This window comes from Massilia endophytica (genome assembly GCF_021165955.1).
GTDB lineage: Bacteria > Pseudomonadota > Gammaproteobacteria > Burkholderiales > Burkholderiaceae_D > Rugamonas > Rugamonas endophytica.
The window spans coordinates 776,335-789,122 of record NZ_CP088952.1; the positions used below are offsets into that span (position 1 = coordinate 776,335).

Sequence of the window (12,788 nt, forward strand, 5' to 3'; positions counted from 1 at the left end):
TCTCCTTTGTTGTTTTCGAGGTGTTCGTTCAGCGTTTGCCGGAGCGTGTGGCGACATCCACCCACACCGCCAGCGTCAGGATCAGGCCCTTGACGATCATCTGCCAGTAGGTATCCACGTCCAGCATGGACATGCCGTTATCGAGGCTGGCCATGACGAGCGCGCCGATCAGCGCGCCGTACACGGTGCCCGAGCCGCCGCGCATGGAGGTGCCGCCGATGAAGCAGGCAGCAATGGCATCCAGTTCGCCGGAGGTGCCTGCGGAAGGCGAGCCCGCGGCCAGGCGGGCCGTATTGACGATGCCCGCCAGCGCGCACATGAGGCCCATGATCCCGAAGATCCACAGCTTCACGGCCTGCACGTTGATGCCCGAGAGGCGGGTCGCCTCCATATTGCTGCCGACGGCGTAGATGCGGCGGCCGAAGACGGTCTGGGTGGTCATGTAGGTGAAGATGCCCAGGAGCGCGAGCAGGAGCAGTACCGGCAGCGGCACGCCTTCATAGCTGTTCAGGGTCGTCACGAAGGCAAAGATCACGGCGCCGATGGCGCCGATCTTCACGGCGTCGCGCCAGACCGGCGCCTGCTGCAGCCCGTGCTTGGCGCGGCTGCGGCGCTGGCTCCACGCGAGGAAGATGGCCACGGCAAACAGGCCCACGCCCAGGAGCACGCCCAGTTGCGGCGGGAGATAGCCCTGGCCGATCTGGACCATGTTGTCCGATACCGGCGCGACGGTGATGCCGTCCGTTACGCCGAGCACGATGCCGCGATAGGCCAGCATGCCGCCCAGGCCCACGATGAAGGAGGGAATGTGCAGGTAGGCCGTGAGGTAGCCGTTGAACAGTCCAAGTGCGAGACCCGCCGCCAGAACGGCAAGCAGGTTGACGGGCAGCGGCAGGCCATGCGTGACATCCAGCACGGCAGCCACGCCGCCGAGCAGGCCAAGCAGGGAGCCGACCGAGAGGTCGATCTCGCCCGCGATGATCACCAGCGACATGCCGCAGGCGACGATGCCGGTAATGGCCATCTGCCGCATCAGGTTGGACATGTTGCGCGGGGTGAGGAAGCCGCCTTCCGTCTTCCAGGAGAAGAAGGCCCAGATCAGCGCGATGGCGATCAGCAGGGCGAGGATTTTGTACTGCGTGAAGAGCTTCTTGAGTTGGGTGCTTTTCATAATCGTTCTGAATGTTCAGTGCAGCGTGGCTGCCGTATCCTGGTCCAGGGCCGCCGCCAGCAGGGTTTCCTGGGTGAGCCCTTCGTTGACGAAGTCCCCGCGCAGCTGGCCTTCGCCGATCACCAGCACGCGGTCCGACACGCCCAGCACTTCCTGCAGCTCGGAGGAGACCATAATGATGGACACGCCCTCGGCGGCGAGATTGAGCATCAGCTGATAGATCTCGAACTTCGCGCCCACATCCACCCCGCGCGTCGGCTCGTCGAGGATGAGGATCTTCGGTTTGGTCAGCAGCATCTTGGACAGCACGGCCTTCTGCTGGTTGCCGCCGGAGAGGCCCGTAATCGGCAGGAAGGGACTGGCAGTCTTGACCTTCAGCCGCGCGATCTCCTCGCGCACGGTGCGCAGCTCTTCCTCCGGATTGATGCGGGTTCCGTGGGAGAACTGCTGCAGCACGCTCAGCGTCATGTTCTGGCCGACGCTCAGGTCCGGCACAATGCCGTGGTGCTTGCGGTCTTCCGGCACCATGGCCAGGCCGCTGCGGATGGATTTCAGCGGCGTGCCGGTATCGAGCTTGCGGCCATCGAGCCAGACCTCGGCCGCGCACGGTCCTTCGTAAGCGCCGAAGATGGCCGAAACGAGCTCCGTGCGGCCCGCGCCCACAAGCCCGGCGATGCCGAGGATTTCGCCCTTGCGCAGCGTGAAGGAGATGTTGTCCACGCGCTTGCGCTGCGGGTTGTCGGCATCGAAGCAGTTCACGTTGCGCGCTTCGAACACCACCTCGCCGGGGGTATGCCTGCGTTCGGGGTAGAGCTGGTTCATCTCCCGCCCCACCATCTGGGCGATGATGCGGTCGATGTTCATCTCGCGCATGGGTGTGGTGGCGATGTGCTGGCCGTCGCGGATGGTGACGATGGTGTCGCAGATGGCCTCGATCTCGTCCAGCTTGTGGGAGATATAGATGCAGGCCACGCCTTTCTCTTTCAGCGAACGCACGATATCGAGGAGCACGGCGATTTCGGAGGCCGTGAGCGAGGAGGAAGGCTCGTCCAGGATCAGCACGCGCGCCTTCTTGTTCAGCGCCTTGGCGATCTCGATCAGCTGCTGGTAGCCGCCGCCGTACTGCTTCACGGGCAGCACCACATTGATATCGCGGATATTGAGTTCGGCCAGCAGCTCCTCGGCGCGGCGGTTCATGGCGTCGTAGTCCATGCGTCCGCCGGGCAGGGTGATCTCGTTCCCGAGGAACATGTTCTCCGTCACGGAGAGTTCGGGTACCAGCATCAGTTCCTGGTGGATGATGACGATGCCTGCTTCCTCGGTCTCGCGGATCGACTGCGCACGCAGGGGCGATCCTTGCCACAGGATCTCGCCATCCCAGGTGCCGTAGGGGTACACGCCGGACAGCACCTTCATCAGTGTGGATTTGCCGGCGCCGTTCTCGCCGCACAGGCCGATGCATTCGCCCGGCCTGACCTTGATGTCGATGCCGTTCAGGGCGCGAACACCGTCGAACTGCTTGACGATGTTCTTCATCTCAAGAAGATAGTCGCTCATGCGGCCCTGCTCAGTTGGCGGAGAGTTGGGCCTTCGTGTAGAAGCCGTCGTCCACGAGCGTATTGATATTCGCCTTGGTCAGGGGCGTCGGTTTCAGGAGCAGGGTGTCCACTTTCTTGAAGCCGTTATTGTAGGAGGCATTGAAGGCAGGCTTCTCGTTGCGCACCAGTTGGACGGACAGCTTGGCCGCTTCCGAGGCCAGCACCTTCAGGGGTTTGTACACAGTGACAGCCTGGGTGCCCGCGATCACGCGCTTCACGGCCGCGAGGTCGGCGTCCTGGCCGGAGACCGGCACCTTGCCCTGCAGCTTCTGCGCCGTCAGGGCCTGGATCGCGCCGCCCGCCGTGGCGTCGTTGGAAGCCACGATGGCGTCGATCTTGTTGCCGTTCGCGGTCAGGGCGTTCTCGATGATGGCCAGCGCCTCGGACGGGCTCCAGTCCTTCACCCACTGCTTGCCCACGATCTTGATGTCGCCCTTGTCCACCAGGGGCTGCAGCACCTTCATCTGGCCTTCGCGCAGCATCTTGGCGTTGTTGTCGGTGGGCGCGCCGCCCAGCAGGTAGTAGTTGCCCTTCGGTTTGGCGGCCACCACGGCCTGGGCCTGCATCTCGCCGACCTTCTCGTTGTCGAAGGAGATGTAGGCGTCGATGTCGGAATTGAGAATGAGGCGGTCGTAGGAGACCACCTTGATCCTGGACTTCTTCGCCTCCCGCACGGCGTTGTTGAGCACCGTGGCGTTGTAGGGAACGATCACCAGCACGTCCACGCCGCGCGAGATCAGGTTCTCGATCTGGGAGATCTGGCGCTGTTCGCTGGCGTCCGCGGACTGCACGTACACCTTGGCCCCCATCTTCTCTGCAGCGGCCACGAAGTAGTCGCGGTCGCGGGTCCAGCGCTCGAGGCGCAGGTCGTCGATGGAGAAGCCGATTTTCGGATTCTTTGCGTCGGCCATGGCCGCGCCGCTTGCCAGCGCGAACATCGCGCCCAGGATTGCCACCTTAAACTTCTTGTTCATCTTTGTCTCCTAAGATTGAAGCCGTCATCTACGTGGATGCAGCCGGTGTTGTGTGGTCAAGGCATCAGTGGTTATGCCGTGGAACGGTCTGTCCTACCCCCCGATACTCTACAGCCAACTCCATGCAGGCCCCGAACTCCATCTGGCCAACGGTGCTGCGGTAAATCTCCTGCCACGGCGTCTGGCTTGGCGGCACGGGCGGAATGCCCTCGGCCTTGCGCTTTTCCAGCTCCTCGGTGCTTACCAGCATATTGCAGCTGCCGGTATTCAGGTCGATGCGGATGGTGTCGCCGGTGCGGATATACGCCAGCCCGCCGCCCACCGCGCTCTCGGGCGAAGCGTTGAGGATGGAAGGGCTGTCCGAGGTGCCGGACTGGCGGCCATCGCCCAGCGTCGGCAGGTTGCGCACGCCGCGCTTGATCAGCGCATCCGGCGGCTGCATGTTCACCACCTCGGCGGAGCCCGGCCAGCCGATCGGCCCCGCGCCGCGGATCACGAGAATGCAGTTCTCGTCGATGTTCAGCGAAGGATCGTTGATGCGGTCGTGGTAGTCGCCCGAGCCGTCGAACACGATGGCGCGGCATTCGAACACGTTTTCCTGCCCGGGCCGCGACAGGTAGCGCTGGCGGAACTCCGGCGAAATGACGGAGGTCTTCATGATGGCGAAGTCGAAGAGATTGCCCTTCAGGACCATGAAGCCCGCCTGTTCCTTCAGCGGCGCGGCGAATGGCCAGATCATTTCGCGGTCCACGGTTTCGCGGCCCTGCAGGTTCTCGGCCATCGTCCTGCCCGTGACGGTGGGACGGTTGGCGCGCAGCCTGCCCGCCTGATGCAGTTCCCACATCACGGCAGGCACGCCGCCTGCGCGGTGGAAGCGCTCGCCGAGGTATCTGCCGGAGGGCTGCATGTTCAGCAGCAGCGGAACGTCGTGGCCGTATTCCATCCAGTCCGAGGGATGCAGCTCCACGCCAGCGTGGCGGGCCATGGCCATGATGTGCTGCTGCGCGTTGGTGGAGCCGCCGATGGCGGCATTCACCACAATGGCGTCGAGGAAGGCGTCGCGCGAAAGGATGGACGAAGGACGGATGTCCTGTTCCGCCATCTGCACGATGCGGCGGCCGGTCTCGTAGGCCATCTGGCCGCGCTCGCGGTAGGGCGCTGGAATGGCGGAGCAGCCGGTAAGGGACATGCCCAGGGCTTCGGCCATCGCGTTCATCGTGGACGCCGTTCCCATGGTGTTGCAGTGGCCAGCCGAAGGCGCGGAGGCCGTGGCGATCTGCAGGAACTTCTCCTTGTCGATTTCGTCCGCCGCCAGCTGGCGGCGTGCCTTCCAGATGGCGGTGCCGGAACCCACCAGCTCACCATCGAGCCAGCCGTCCAGCATGGGCCCGCCGGACAGCACGATGGCTGGAATATCGACGGTGGATGCGGCCATCAGCTGGGCAGGCGTGGTCTTGTCGCAGCCGGTGGTCAGCACCACGGCGTCGATAGGGTAGCCGTGCAGGATCTCGACGAGACCCATGTACGCCAGGTTGCGGTCGATGGCGGCAGTGGGGCGGCGGCAGTTCTCGAAGATGGGATGCAGCGGGAATTCCATGGGAATGCCGCCCGCGTCGCGGATGCCGTCGCGCACGCGCTTCGCCAGTTCGAGGTGGATGCGGTTGCAGGGGCTGATGTCGCTGCCCGATTGCGCAATGCCGACGATCGGTTTGCCGGAGCGGAGCTCCTCGGGCGTGATCCCGTAGTTCATGAAGCGCTCCAGGTAGAGCGCGGTCATGTCGATGAAGTCCGGATTGTCGAACCATTCCTGGGAACGGTAGCGGCGCTTGGTCATGGCGAATCCTGCAGGATAAAGGAGTGCTGCGCCAGGCCGGGAGCCTCGACGCGGAATGAGAACAGGCCGCCCGCCAGCGGGAATTCACTGCGCTGCGCCTCGCTCATGCCTTTCCACGCGGTGGTGGCGAAGGCGGTGCAGAGGTCCGGGCCGCCGAAGGCGATCTTGGTGATATTGGGGCAGGGGAAGGCCACGCTGCGTACCAGCCTGCCGTCCGGAGCGTAGCAGTCGGTGCGCGAGCCACCGAACATGGCCACCCATACATTGCCTTCCGCATCGACGGCGTTGCCATCGGGGTGCCCGCTGCCTTCGGTGCGCACGAATAGGCGCTTGTTCGAGAGATTGCCGTCGTCGGCCAGGTCGAAGGCGTAGACCACTTTCTCCAGCGTGTCCGTATGGTAGAAGGTGCGGCCATCCGGACTGGTGGCGGGGCCGTTCGTGATCACATAGCCGCTGTCGAGCGACTGCAGCTGGCCGTTGCCGCGCAGGCGGTAGAGCGAACCGGTAGGCTCCACTTCCGCATTGTCCATGGAGCCGAACCACAGGCTGTTGTCCGGGCCCACATAGCCGTCGTTCATGCGGTTGCCGGGCAGGGCGGCTTCGAGTTCGCGCAGCAGTCGGAACACGCCGGTCTGCGGATCGAAGCGCATCAGGCGCCCCGGCATGCCGCAAACGAAGCCGCCTTCGGCCATGGGGAGGGCGAAGCCTGTTTCATCCGGCATGGGCCAGCTCTGGCGCGATCCGCCATCCTCCGCGCAGCGGTGCAGCTGGCGCAGCTTGATGTCGACAAAGTACAGCGCGCGCTCGCCCGCATGCCACACCGGGCCTTCGCCCAGCTTGGCCCCCGCGGCCCAGATGCACTGTGGCGTGAAGGCGCTCATGAGCCGTACCAGCCTGCGTCGACGAAGTAGTCGCGGCCCGAGCAGCGCGCCGCGTTGCCGGAGGCGAGGAAGAGGGTGAGGGCGGCCACGTCTTCCGGCTCCACGCGCTCGTGCAGGCACTGGGCAGCCAGGATGGCCGCCTCGTCCTCGGGCGAGTGCCACAGCGCCATCTGGCGCGGCGTCTTTACGGAACCAGGGATGATGCAATTGACGCGGATGCCCGCCGAGCCCAGGTCGCGGGCCAGGCCGCGCGTCAGGCCTTCGATGGCGGCCTTGGCGGTCATGTAGAGCGTCAGCTTGCCCAGGGCGAGGTGCCAGGAGATGGAGCCGAAGTTCAGGATCACGCCGCCGCCGCTCGCCTTCATGCCCGGCGCGACGGCCTGGGCGCAGAAGAACTGGTGGCGCAGGTTGACGGCGAGGCTGTCGTCCCAGTACTGGGGCGTGACGTCCTTGATGTTGTGGCGGTTGTCGTTCGCGGCATTGTTGACGAGGATTTCGGCGGGGCCGTAGTCCTTCTCGATCCGGGCGAACACCTCGCCCACTGCCGCGAGGTCGGTCAGGTCGCAGTGAATGAACTTGGGCGGGTGCTTCGCGCCGCCCAGGCTCTTCTCCAGTTCCAGCGACGCTTCGTCCTGGATGTCCAGGAAAATGACTTGTGAGCCCTGCTTCACGAAGGCATCGACGATGGCTGCGCCAATGCCGGTGCCGCCACCCGTAATGACGACACGCTTGCCGTCCAGGTCGGGATAGGTGGCATACACCAACGGTTTTCTTTCGCCAGCCATTCTTATTTACCTCCAGTTGTGATCCCCGCGCAGGACAGGCCGCGCCGCGCGAGGTTGCGATACAGGGCGCGAACGCCGAAAGTCCAGGGAGCGATCTGGTCGCTGCGCTGCACGTGATTGATCAGGGCACCGAGGGCCGGCGTGCTGATGGTAACGCGGTCGCCCAGGTGATGGGTGAAGCCGCCGCCGGCGGCATCGCGGTCCTTGATCGGCGAGAACATGGTGCCGAGGAAGAGCATGAAGCCGTCCGGATACTGGTGATGCGGGCCGCTGGTTTGCGCGACGAGATCGAGCGGGTCGCGGCTGATCTGGCGCATCTTGCTGACGCCGTCGAGCACGAAGCCATCGTCTTCACCTTCGATGCGCAGGCGCACTTCGGCGTCGCGGACCGTGTCGAGGGTGAACTTTTCGTCGAAGAGGCGGATGAAGGGGCCGATGGAGCAGGAGCCGTTGTTGTCCTTGGCTTTGCCGAGCAGGAGGGCGCTGCGCCCTTCGATGTCGCGCAGGTTCACGTCATTGCCCAGGGTGGCGCCCACCACTTTGCGCTGGCTGGTCACCGCCAGTACGATCTCCGGCTCGGGGTTGTTCCATTTGGAGTCGGGATGCAGGCCCACGTCTGCGCCGAAACCGACGGCAGACATGGGCTGGGACTTCGAGAACACTTCGGCATAGGGGCCGATGCCCACTTCCATATACTGGGACCAGGCGCCGCGGCTGATGAATTCCTGCTTGAGCTTCTCCGCCTCGGGCGAGCCGGGCTTGATGCTGGAAAGGTCGGAGCCGATGGATTCCAGCAGGGACTTGCGCAGGGCGTCGGCGCGCGCAGCGTCGCCGCCCGCCTGTTCCTCGATTACACGCTCCAGCAGGCTGACGGCGAAGGTCACGCCGCAGGCCTTGATGGCCTGCAGGTCGCAGGGCGCCAGCAGGCGCGGCGCCACGGGATCGGCATTCAGCGATGCTTCGAGCAGCCGCTGCACGGGGCCCAGGCTTTCGCCGGGCGCGGAACGGGCAATGCTCAACAGGTCCTCGCGCTCCAGCAGGTCGGCCATGGTTGCGGCATGCGGCGTAATATCGATCACCTCGCCGTTCCGCACCGCCACCACGCACGGGCCGTCGACTTCTCCATGCCGCCATAGGCGGCCGACGGGGGAGCCGTTGATTTCGCCACGCCGCCATACGCGGCCGACGAGCAATGCGTCCTGCAGATCGGACGGCAATTGCGGCATTGCTGAAGCAAGCTTCATTTTTGTCTCCATTTTCTTATGTTCAGCTGCGGCCGAGGCTTGGCAGCTTGGGAGAGTAGGTCCATCCCGGGATCAGGTACTGCATGGCCATGGCGTCGTCGCGCGCGCCGGTGCCCACTTTCTTGTACAGCTCATGCGCCGCGGCGATGCGGTCCATGTCCGGTTCGATGCCCAGGCCCGGCTTCTCCGGCACGGCGACCTCGCCGCCCACGATCCGGAGCGGCTCGCGCGTCAGGCGCTCCTGGCCTTCCTGCCAGATCCAGTGCGTGTCGATGGCCGTGATATTGCCGGGAGCCGCAGCGGCGGCATGGGTGAACATGGCCAGCGAAACATCGAAATGGTTGTTCGAGTGGGAGCCCCAGGTCATGCCCCATTCCTGGCAGAGCTGGGCCAGGCGCACGGAACCCTGCATGGTCCAGAAGTGCGGATCGGCCAGTGGAATGTCGACGGCGCCCAGCAGGTGCGAATGCGCCATCTGGCGCCAGTCCGTCGCCACCATATTGGTCGCGGTAGGGATGCCGGTGGCACGGCGGAACTCCGCCATGATTTCGCGGCCCGAGTAGCCGTTTTCGGGGCCGCAAGGGTCCTCGGCGTACGCCAGCACATGGCCCTGGCCGCGGCACAGGCGGATCGCTTCGTCCAGCGGCCATGCGCCGTTCGGGTCGAGGGTAACGCGCGACTCCGGGAAGCGGGCCTTGATACCCGCAACAGCCTCCATCTCCTCCTCGCCGCGCATGACGCCGCCTTTCAGCTTGAAGTCGCGGAAGCCATACTTCGCCACAGAAGCTTCGGCCTGGGCGACGATAGAGGCTGCGGTCACCGCTTCCTGGTGGCGCATGTGGTACCAGTCGTCCCGGCTGCCGCTGCCCGCCAGGTAGGGCAGGTCCGTGCGCCGGCGGTCGCCGATGTAGAACAGATACGCCAGCATGGGAACACGATCGCGCTGCTGGCCGGAGCCAAGCAGCTCGCATACGGGCACATTCAGGTGCTGGCCGAGCAGGTCGAGCAGGGCGGCCTCGATGGCCGTCACCACATTCTCGAGCCGGAGATTGATTTCGTGCGGCTGTTTCAGCACCGCCGCCTCGGCGGCGGAAGTCACCTGGTGCTGCATGCCGCTGGCGCCCTTGCCTGCGATACCTTCCCGGACGGAATTCAGGGTGCGGTTGAAGCGGCCGATCCCGGTGCCGACCACCCGGGGAACGGAATTCTCCAGGGCCTTCAGGATGCCCGCGCCACCCGGAACCTCCCCCACGCCGGTATGGCCGGCGCTGTCTTTCAGCAGCACGAGCGTGCGCGTGAAATACGGTGCATGGGCGCCGCACAGGTTGAACAGCATGCTGTCATAGCCTGCGACGGGAATCACCTGCATGCTGGTGACGACAGGGCTGCCGCTTGTCTCCGTTTTTGTTGCTTGTACCATTGAATTCACCTAAAATGAATAGCGCTACCATAACACCGTGTGAGGGATTTATGCAAGCAGTTCAGCGCCTGATGCGCGTTTGTGTCACCAGCATGATGATTTGCGCTCTCCCGGCCCACGCGGCGGATTCCCGGAAGCAGGAGCCTTGGCACTGGGTAGCTGCCTGGGGCTCCGCGCAGATGGTGCCGTCGCCTGCCGATGAACTGCCCGCCGAACACTGGCGCGACGGCAGCCTGCGCCAGATCGTCCATACCTCGCTGGGCGGCAAGCGCCTGCGCGTTCGCATCAGCAATGCCTTCGGCGCCGAACCCCTGGAAGTGAAGGGCGCCAGCATTGCGCACGCGGTGGCCCTCGGGCAGTCCGGCGTTACGGATGCGAAGCGCCTCACCTTTGGCGGGCGCGATGCCGTCATGATCCCGGCAGGGGCGGAGTATTACAGCGATGCCCTGGATTTCGACCAGAAGGCGGGCAGCAATCTTGCAGTGACCCTTTACTTCGGCGCCGCCCCGGCGCGCCAGACCGGACACCCCGGCTCGCGCACCACCAGTTTCTTCACCAAAGGCGATAGCGTGCTGGACACCGCCTGGCCCGATGCAGGAAGGATCGTGCACTGGTATGCGCTATCGGACATTGAAGTACTGGCGCCGCGCACGCAGAAGGCCATTGCCGTGGTGGGCGATTCCATTACCGACGGCTACGGCGTCACCACCGATACCAGCACACGCTGGACGGACCTGCTGGCTGAGCGCATGGCGCGCGCAGGGCAGCCGATGGGCGTGGTGAATGCCGGTATTGGAGGCGGGCGGCTGCTGCGGGACGGGGCAGGCTTCAACCTCGCTTCGCGTTTCGGCCGCGACGTGATCGGCCGCGCAGGCATCAGCCATGCCATCGTTCTCATCGGCGTGAACGACTTCGGTGTGCTGCGCCGCGAGGGGCAGGACTCGGCGGAGGCCCGGGCAAAGCTGGTGGAAGACCTGAAAGCCGCGCACAGCCAGCTGGTCGAACGTGCGCATCTGCACGGCATCTGTGTGATCGGCGCCACGCTGACCCCATACGGTAACAGCGACTACTACAAGCCCGGCCCGGGGAACGAGGCAGACAGGCTGCAGCTGAACGAATGGATACGCACCTCTGGCGTATTCGATGCAGTTGTGGATTTCGATGCCGTCCTGCGCGATCCTGCCCAGCCGGACCGCATGCGCAAGGAAGCCGATATCGACGGCCTTCATCCCTCGCTGGCAGGATTCCGGCTTATGGCGGATGCCGTTCCGCTGAAGGCGCTGCGCAAGTGCGAGGCTGGCCGATGATCCGCGCGCTGCTGATTGCGCTCGGCATGGCGGCGGCGCTGGCCGCTGCCGCTTCGCCCGTGAGCTACCGGAACCCGGTGGTGTCCGGCTTCAACCCGGACCCCAGCATCTGCCGCGTCGGCAAGGACTACTACCTGGCCACCAGCAGTTTCGAGTACTTCCCCGGTGTGCCGATCTACCACAGCCGCGACTTGGTGCACTGGCGCCAGATCGGCCACGCCCTGACGCGGGAAAGCCAGTTGCCGCTGAAGGGGCAGCGCGCCTCGCGCGGCATCTTTGCGCCCACACTGCGCTGCCACGAAGGGAACTTCTACCTCATCACCACCAATATCGAAAACGGCGGGAACTTCTACGTTCACACGAAGGACCCGGCGGGCGAGTGGTCGGAGCCCGTGTGGCTGAAGGAATCCGTATTCGGCATGGACCCCTCGCTGCTCTTCGACGACGACGGCAAGGTCTATTACACCCGGCATGGCGGCGGCGAACACGGGGGCGTATATCAGGCCGAGATCGATATGAAGACCGGGAAGCTGGCAAGCGAAGCCCGTCTTGTGTGGCCCGGCACCGGCGGCGTCTGGCCGGAAGGTCCTCACCTGTACAAGATCGGCGGCTGGTACTACCTGATGATCTCCGAAGGCGGCACCTCTTACGACCATTCGATCACCATTGCACGCTCCCGTTCGCCCTGGGGGCCGTTCGATGCCTTCAGCGGCAATCCCATTCTGACTCACCGCGGATATCCCGAGCTGCCGCTGCAGGCGACCGGCCACGGCGACCTGGTTCAGGCGGAGAATGGCAAATGGTGGATGGTGTTGCTCGGCATTCGGCCGCAGCAGCGCAATCACCATCTTGGCCGGGAAACGCTGCTCGCGCCGGTGGAGTGGACGGCGGAAGGCTGGCCGGTCGTCAATGGGGGCAAGGCCATCGGCACGACGATGACAGTGGATGGCCTGCCTGCGCCCCACCCCTGGCCAGCGGAACCGGTGCGCACACAGTTCAATACAGGGAAGCTTGCCCCGCACTGGACGCACCTGCGCACCGCGGCGAGGGATAAATGGTCGCTCAGCGAACGTCCCGGCTTCCTCCGTCTGAAAGGTTCGGCAGAAACGCTGGCGGATGTTGCCTCCCCAGCGTTCGTCGCCCGCCGCCAGCAGCATTTGCATATGCGGGCAGCCGCGCAAGTCGAGTTTTCGCCGTCGGGCGAACGGCAGGCGGCAGGTCTGGTGCTGCGCCAGAATGAAGACAACCATTACGCACTGCGCATAACGGGCGTGGCGCACCGGCGTGTGGAACTGGTGCAGCGGGTGAAAGGCCGTACAAGCGTTGTCGCGTCCGCGCCGCTGCCTGTGGGTGCAGCCAGGCTCCAGATCGAATCGTTCCCGGACCGATATGAATTCTCCTATGCCATGGCCGAAGGAGCGATGAAGAAGCTCGGCGAAGCTCCGGCCGCGCCGCTGTCCTCCGAGAACGCCGGCGGTTTCACGGGAGTCTTTGTCGGCATGTATGCGGACGGTGAAAATAATATGGCGCCAGCGGACTTTGCCTGGTTCGACTACGAAGCGCTCGGAGACTGA

Annotated in this window: 10 protein-coding genes; 2 read left to right on the top strand and 8 right to left on the bottom strand. The window is 64.8% G+C overall.

Features of this window, described 5'->3' with window-relative positions; all coding sequences use genetic code 11:
- Window positions 1–28 precede the first annotated feature (28 nt).
- From LSQ66_RS03605 to LSQ66_RS03640, 8 genes are all read right to left on the bottom strand, one after another.
- Entirely contained in the window at window positions 29–1,171 is a 1,143-nt protein-coding gene (locus tag LSQ66_RS03605; RefSeq protein WP_231768451.1) for a sugar ABC transporter permease, read from the bottom strand.
- 15 nt (window positions 1,172–1,186) lie between these two features.
- Window positions 1,187–2,728, bottom strand: coding sequence for a D-xylose ABC transporter ATP-binding protein (gene xylG / locus LSQ66_RS03610; RefSeq protein WP_231768452.1), 1,542 nt, complete (start codon window positions 2,726–2,728; stop codon window positions 1,187–1,189).
- Window positions 2,729–2,738: 10 nt separating this feature from the next.
- Window positions 2,739–3,707 (bottom strand): D-xylose ABC transporter substrate-binding protein, encoded by a 969-nt coding sequence (xylF, locus tag LSQ66_RS03615; protein ID WP_231770041.1) that lies wholly within the window; start codon window positions 3,705–3,707, stop codon window positions 2,739–2,741.
- Window positions 3,708–3,807: 100 nt separating this feature from the next.
- Window positions 3,808–5,577, bottom strand: coding sequence for an IlvD/Edd family dehydratase (locus tag LSQ66_RS03620; RefSeq protein ID WP_231768453.1), 1,770 nt, complete (start codon window positions 5,575–5,577; stop codon window positions 3,808–3,810).
- Window positions 5,574–6,458, bottom strand: a complete 885-nt coding sequence (locus LSQ66_RS03625) for an SMP-30/gluconolactonase/LRE family protein (RefSeq protein ID WP_231768454.1) — start codon at window positions 6,456–6,458, stop codon at window positions 5,574–5,576. Before LSQ66_RS03625 ends, LSQ66_RS03620 begins: the two co-directional genes overlap by 4 nt.
- Window positions 6,455–7,222: an SDR family NAD(P)-dependent oxidoreductase gene (locus tag LSQ66_RS03630; RefSeq protein WP_231770042.1), complete on the bottom strand. Its 768-nt coding sequence runs from the start codon at window positions 7,220–7,222 to the stop codon at window positions 6,455–6,457. The genes LSQ66_RS03625 and LSQ66_RS03630 overlap by 4 nt, the downstream gene beginning before the upstream one ends.
- A 23-nt stretch (window positions 7,223–7,245) precedes the next feature.
- Window positions 7,246–8,487, bottom strand: coding sequence for a fumarylacetoacetate hydrolase family protein (locus LSQ66_RS03635; RefSeq protein WP_231768455.1), 1,242 nt, complete (start codon window positions 8,485–8,487; stop codon window positions 7,246–7,248).
- Between the two features lie 22 nt (window positions 8,488–8,509).
- Complete coding sequence (locus tag LSQ66_RS03640) at window positions 8,510–9,907, bottom strand: enolase C-terminal domain-like protein (protein WP_231768456.1); 1,398 nt, start codon at window positions 9,905–9,907, stop codon at window positions 8,510–8,512.
- Window positions 9,908–9,957: 50 nt separating this feature from the next.
- Between LSQ66_RS03640 and LSQ66_RS03645 the strand changes: the two genes are divergently transcribed.
- Entirely contained in the window at window positions 9,958–11,214 is a 1,257-nt protein-coding gene (locus LSQ66_RS03645; protein ID WP_231768457.1) for an SGNH/GDSL hydrolase family protein, read from the top strand.
- A complete protein-coding gene (locus tag LSQ66_RS03650; protein ID WP_231768458.1) occupies window positions 11,211–12,788 on the top strand; it encodes a glycoside hydrolase family 43 protein in 1,578 nt (525 codons plus the stop codon). The genes LSQ66_RS03645 and LSQ66_RS03650 overlap by 4 nt, the downstream gene beginning before the upstream one ends.

Excerpts from the sequence above, each read along its gene's own strand:
- LSQ66_RS03605 (WP_231768451.1), bottom strand. The coding sequence starts at position 1,171 with ATGAAAAGCACCCAACTCAAGAAGCTCTTCACGCAGTACAAAATCCTC.
- xylG (WP_231768452.1), bottom strand. The coding sequence starts at position 2,728 with ATGAGCGACTATCTTCTTGAGATGAAGAACATCGTCAAGCAGTTCGAC.
- xylF (WP_231770041.1), bottom strand. The coding sequence starts at position 3,707 with ATGTTCGCGCTGGCAAGCGGCGCGGCCATGGCCGACGCAAAGAATCCG.
- LSQ66_RS03620 (WP_231768453.1), bottom strand. The coding sequence starts at position 5,577 with ATGACCAAGCGCCGCTACCGTTCCCAGGAATGGTTCGACAATCCGGAC.
- LSQ66_RS03625 (WP_231768454.1), bottom strand. The coding sequence starts at position 6,458 with ATGAGCGCCTTCACGCCACAGTGCATCTGGGCCGCGGGGGCCAAGCTG.
- LSQ66_RS03635 (WP_231768455.1), bottom strand. The coding sequence starts at position 8,487 with ATGAAGCTTGCTTCAGCAATGCCGCAATTGCCGTCCGATCTGCAGGAC.
- LSQ66_RS03640 (WP_231768456.1), bottom strand. The coding sequence starts at position 9,907 with ATGGTACAAGCAACAAAAACGGAGACAAGCGGCAGCCCTGTCGTCACC.
- LSQ66_RS03645 (WP_231768457.1), top strand. The coding sequence starts at position 9,958 with ATGCAAGCAGTTCAGCGCCTGATGCGCGTTTGTGTCACCAGCATGATG.
- LSQ66_RS03650 (WP_231768458.1), top strand. The coding sequence starts at position 11,211 with ATGATCCGCGCGCTGCTGATTGCGCTCGGCATGGCGGCGGCGCTGGCC.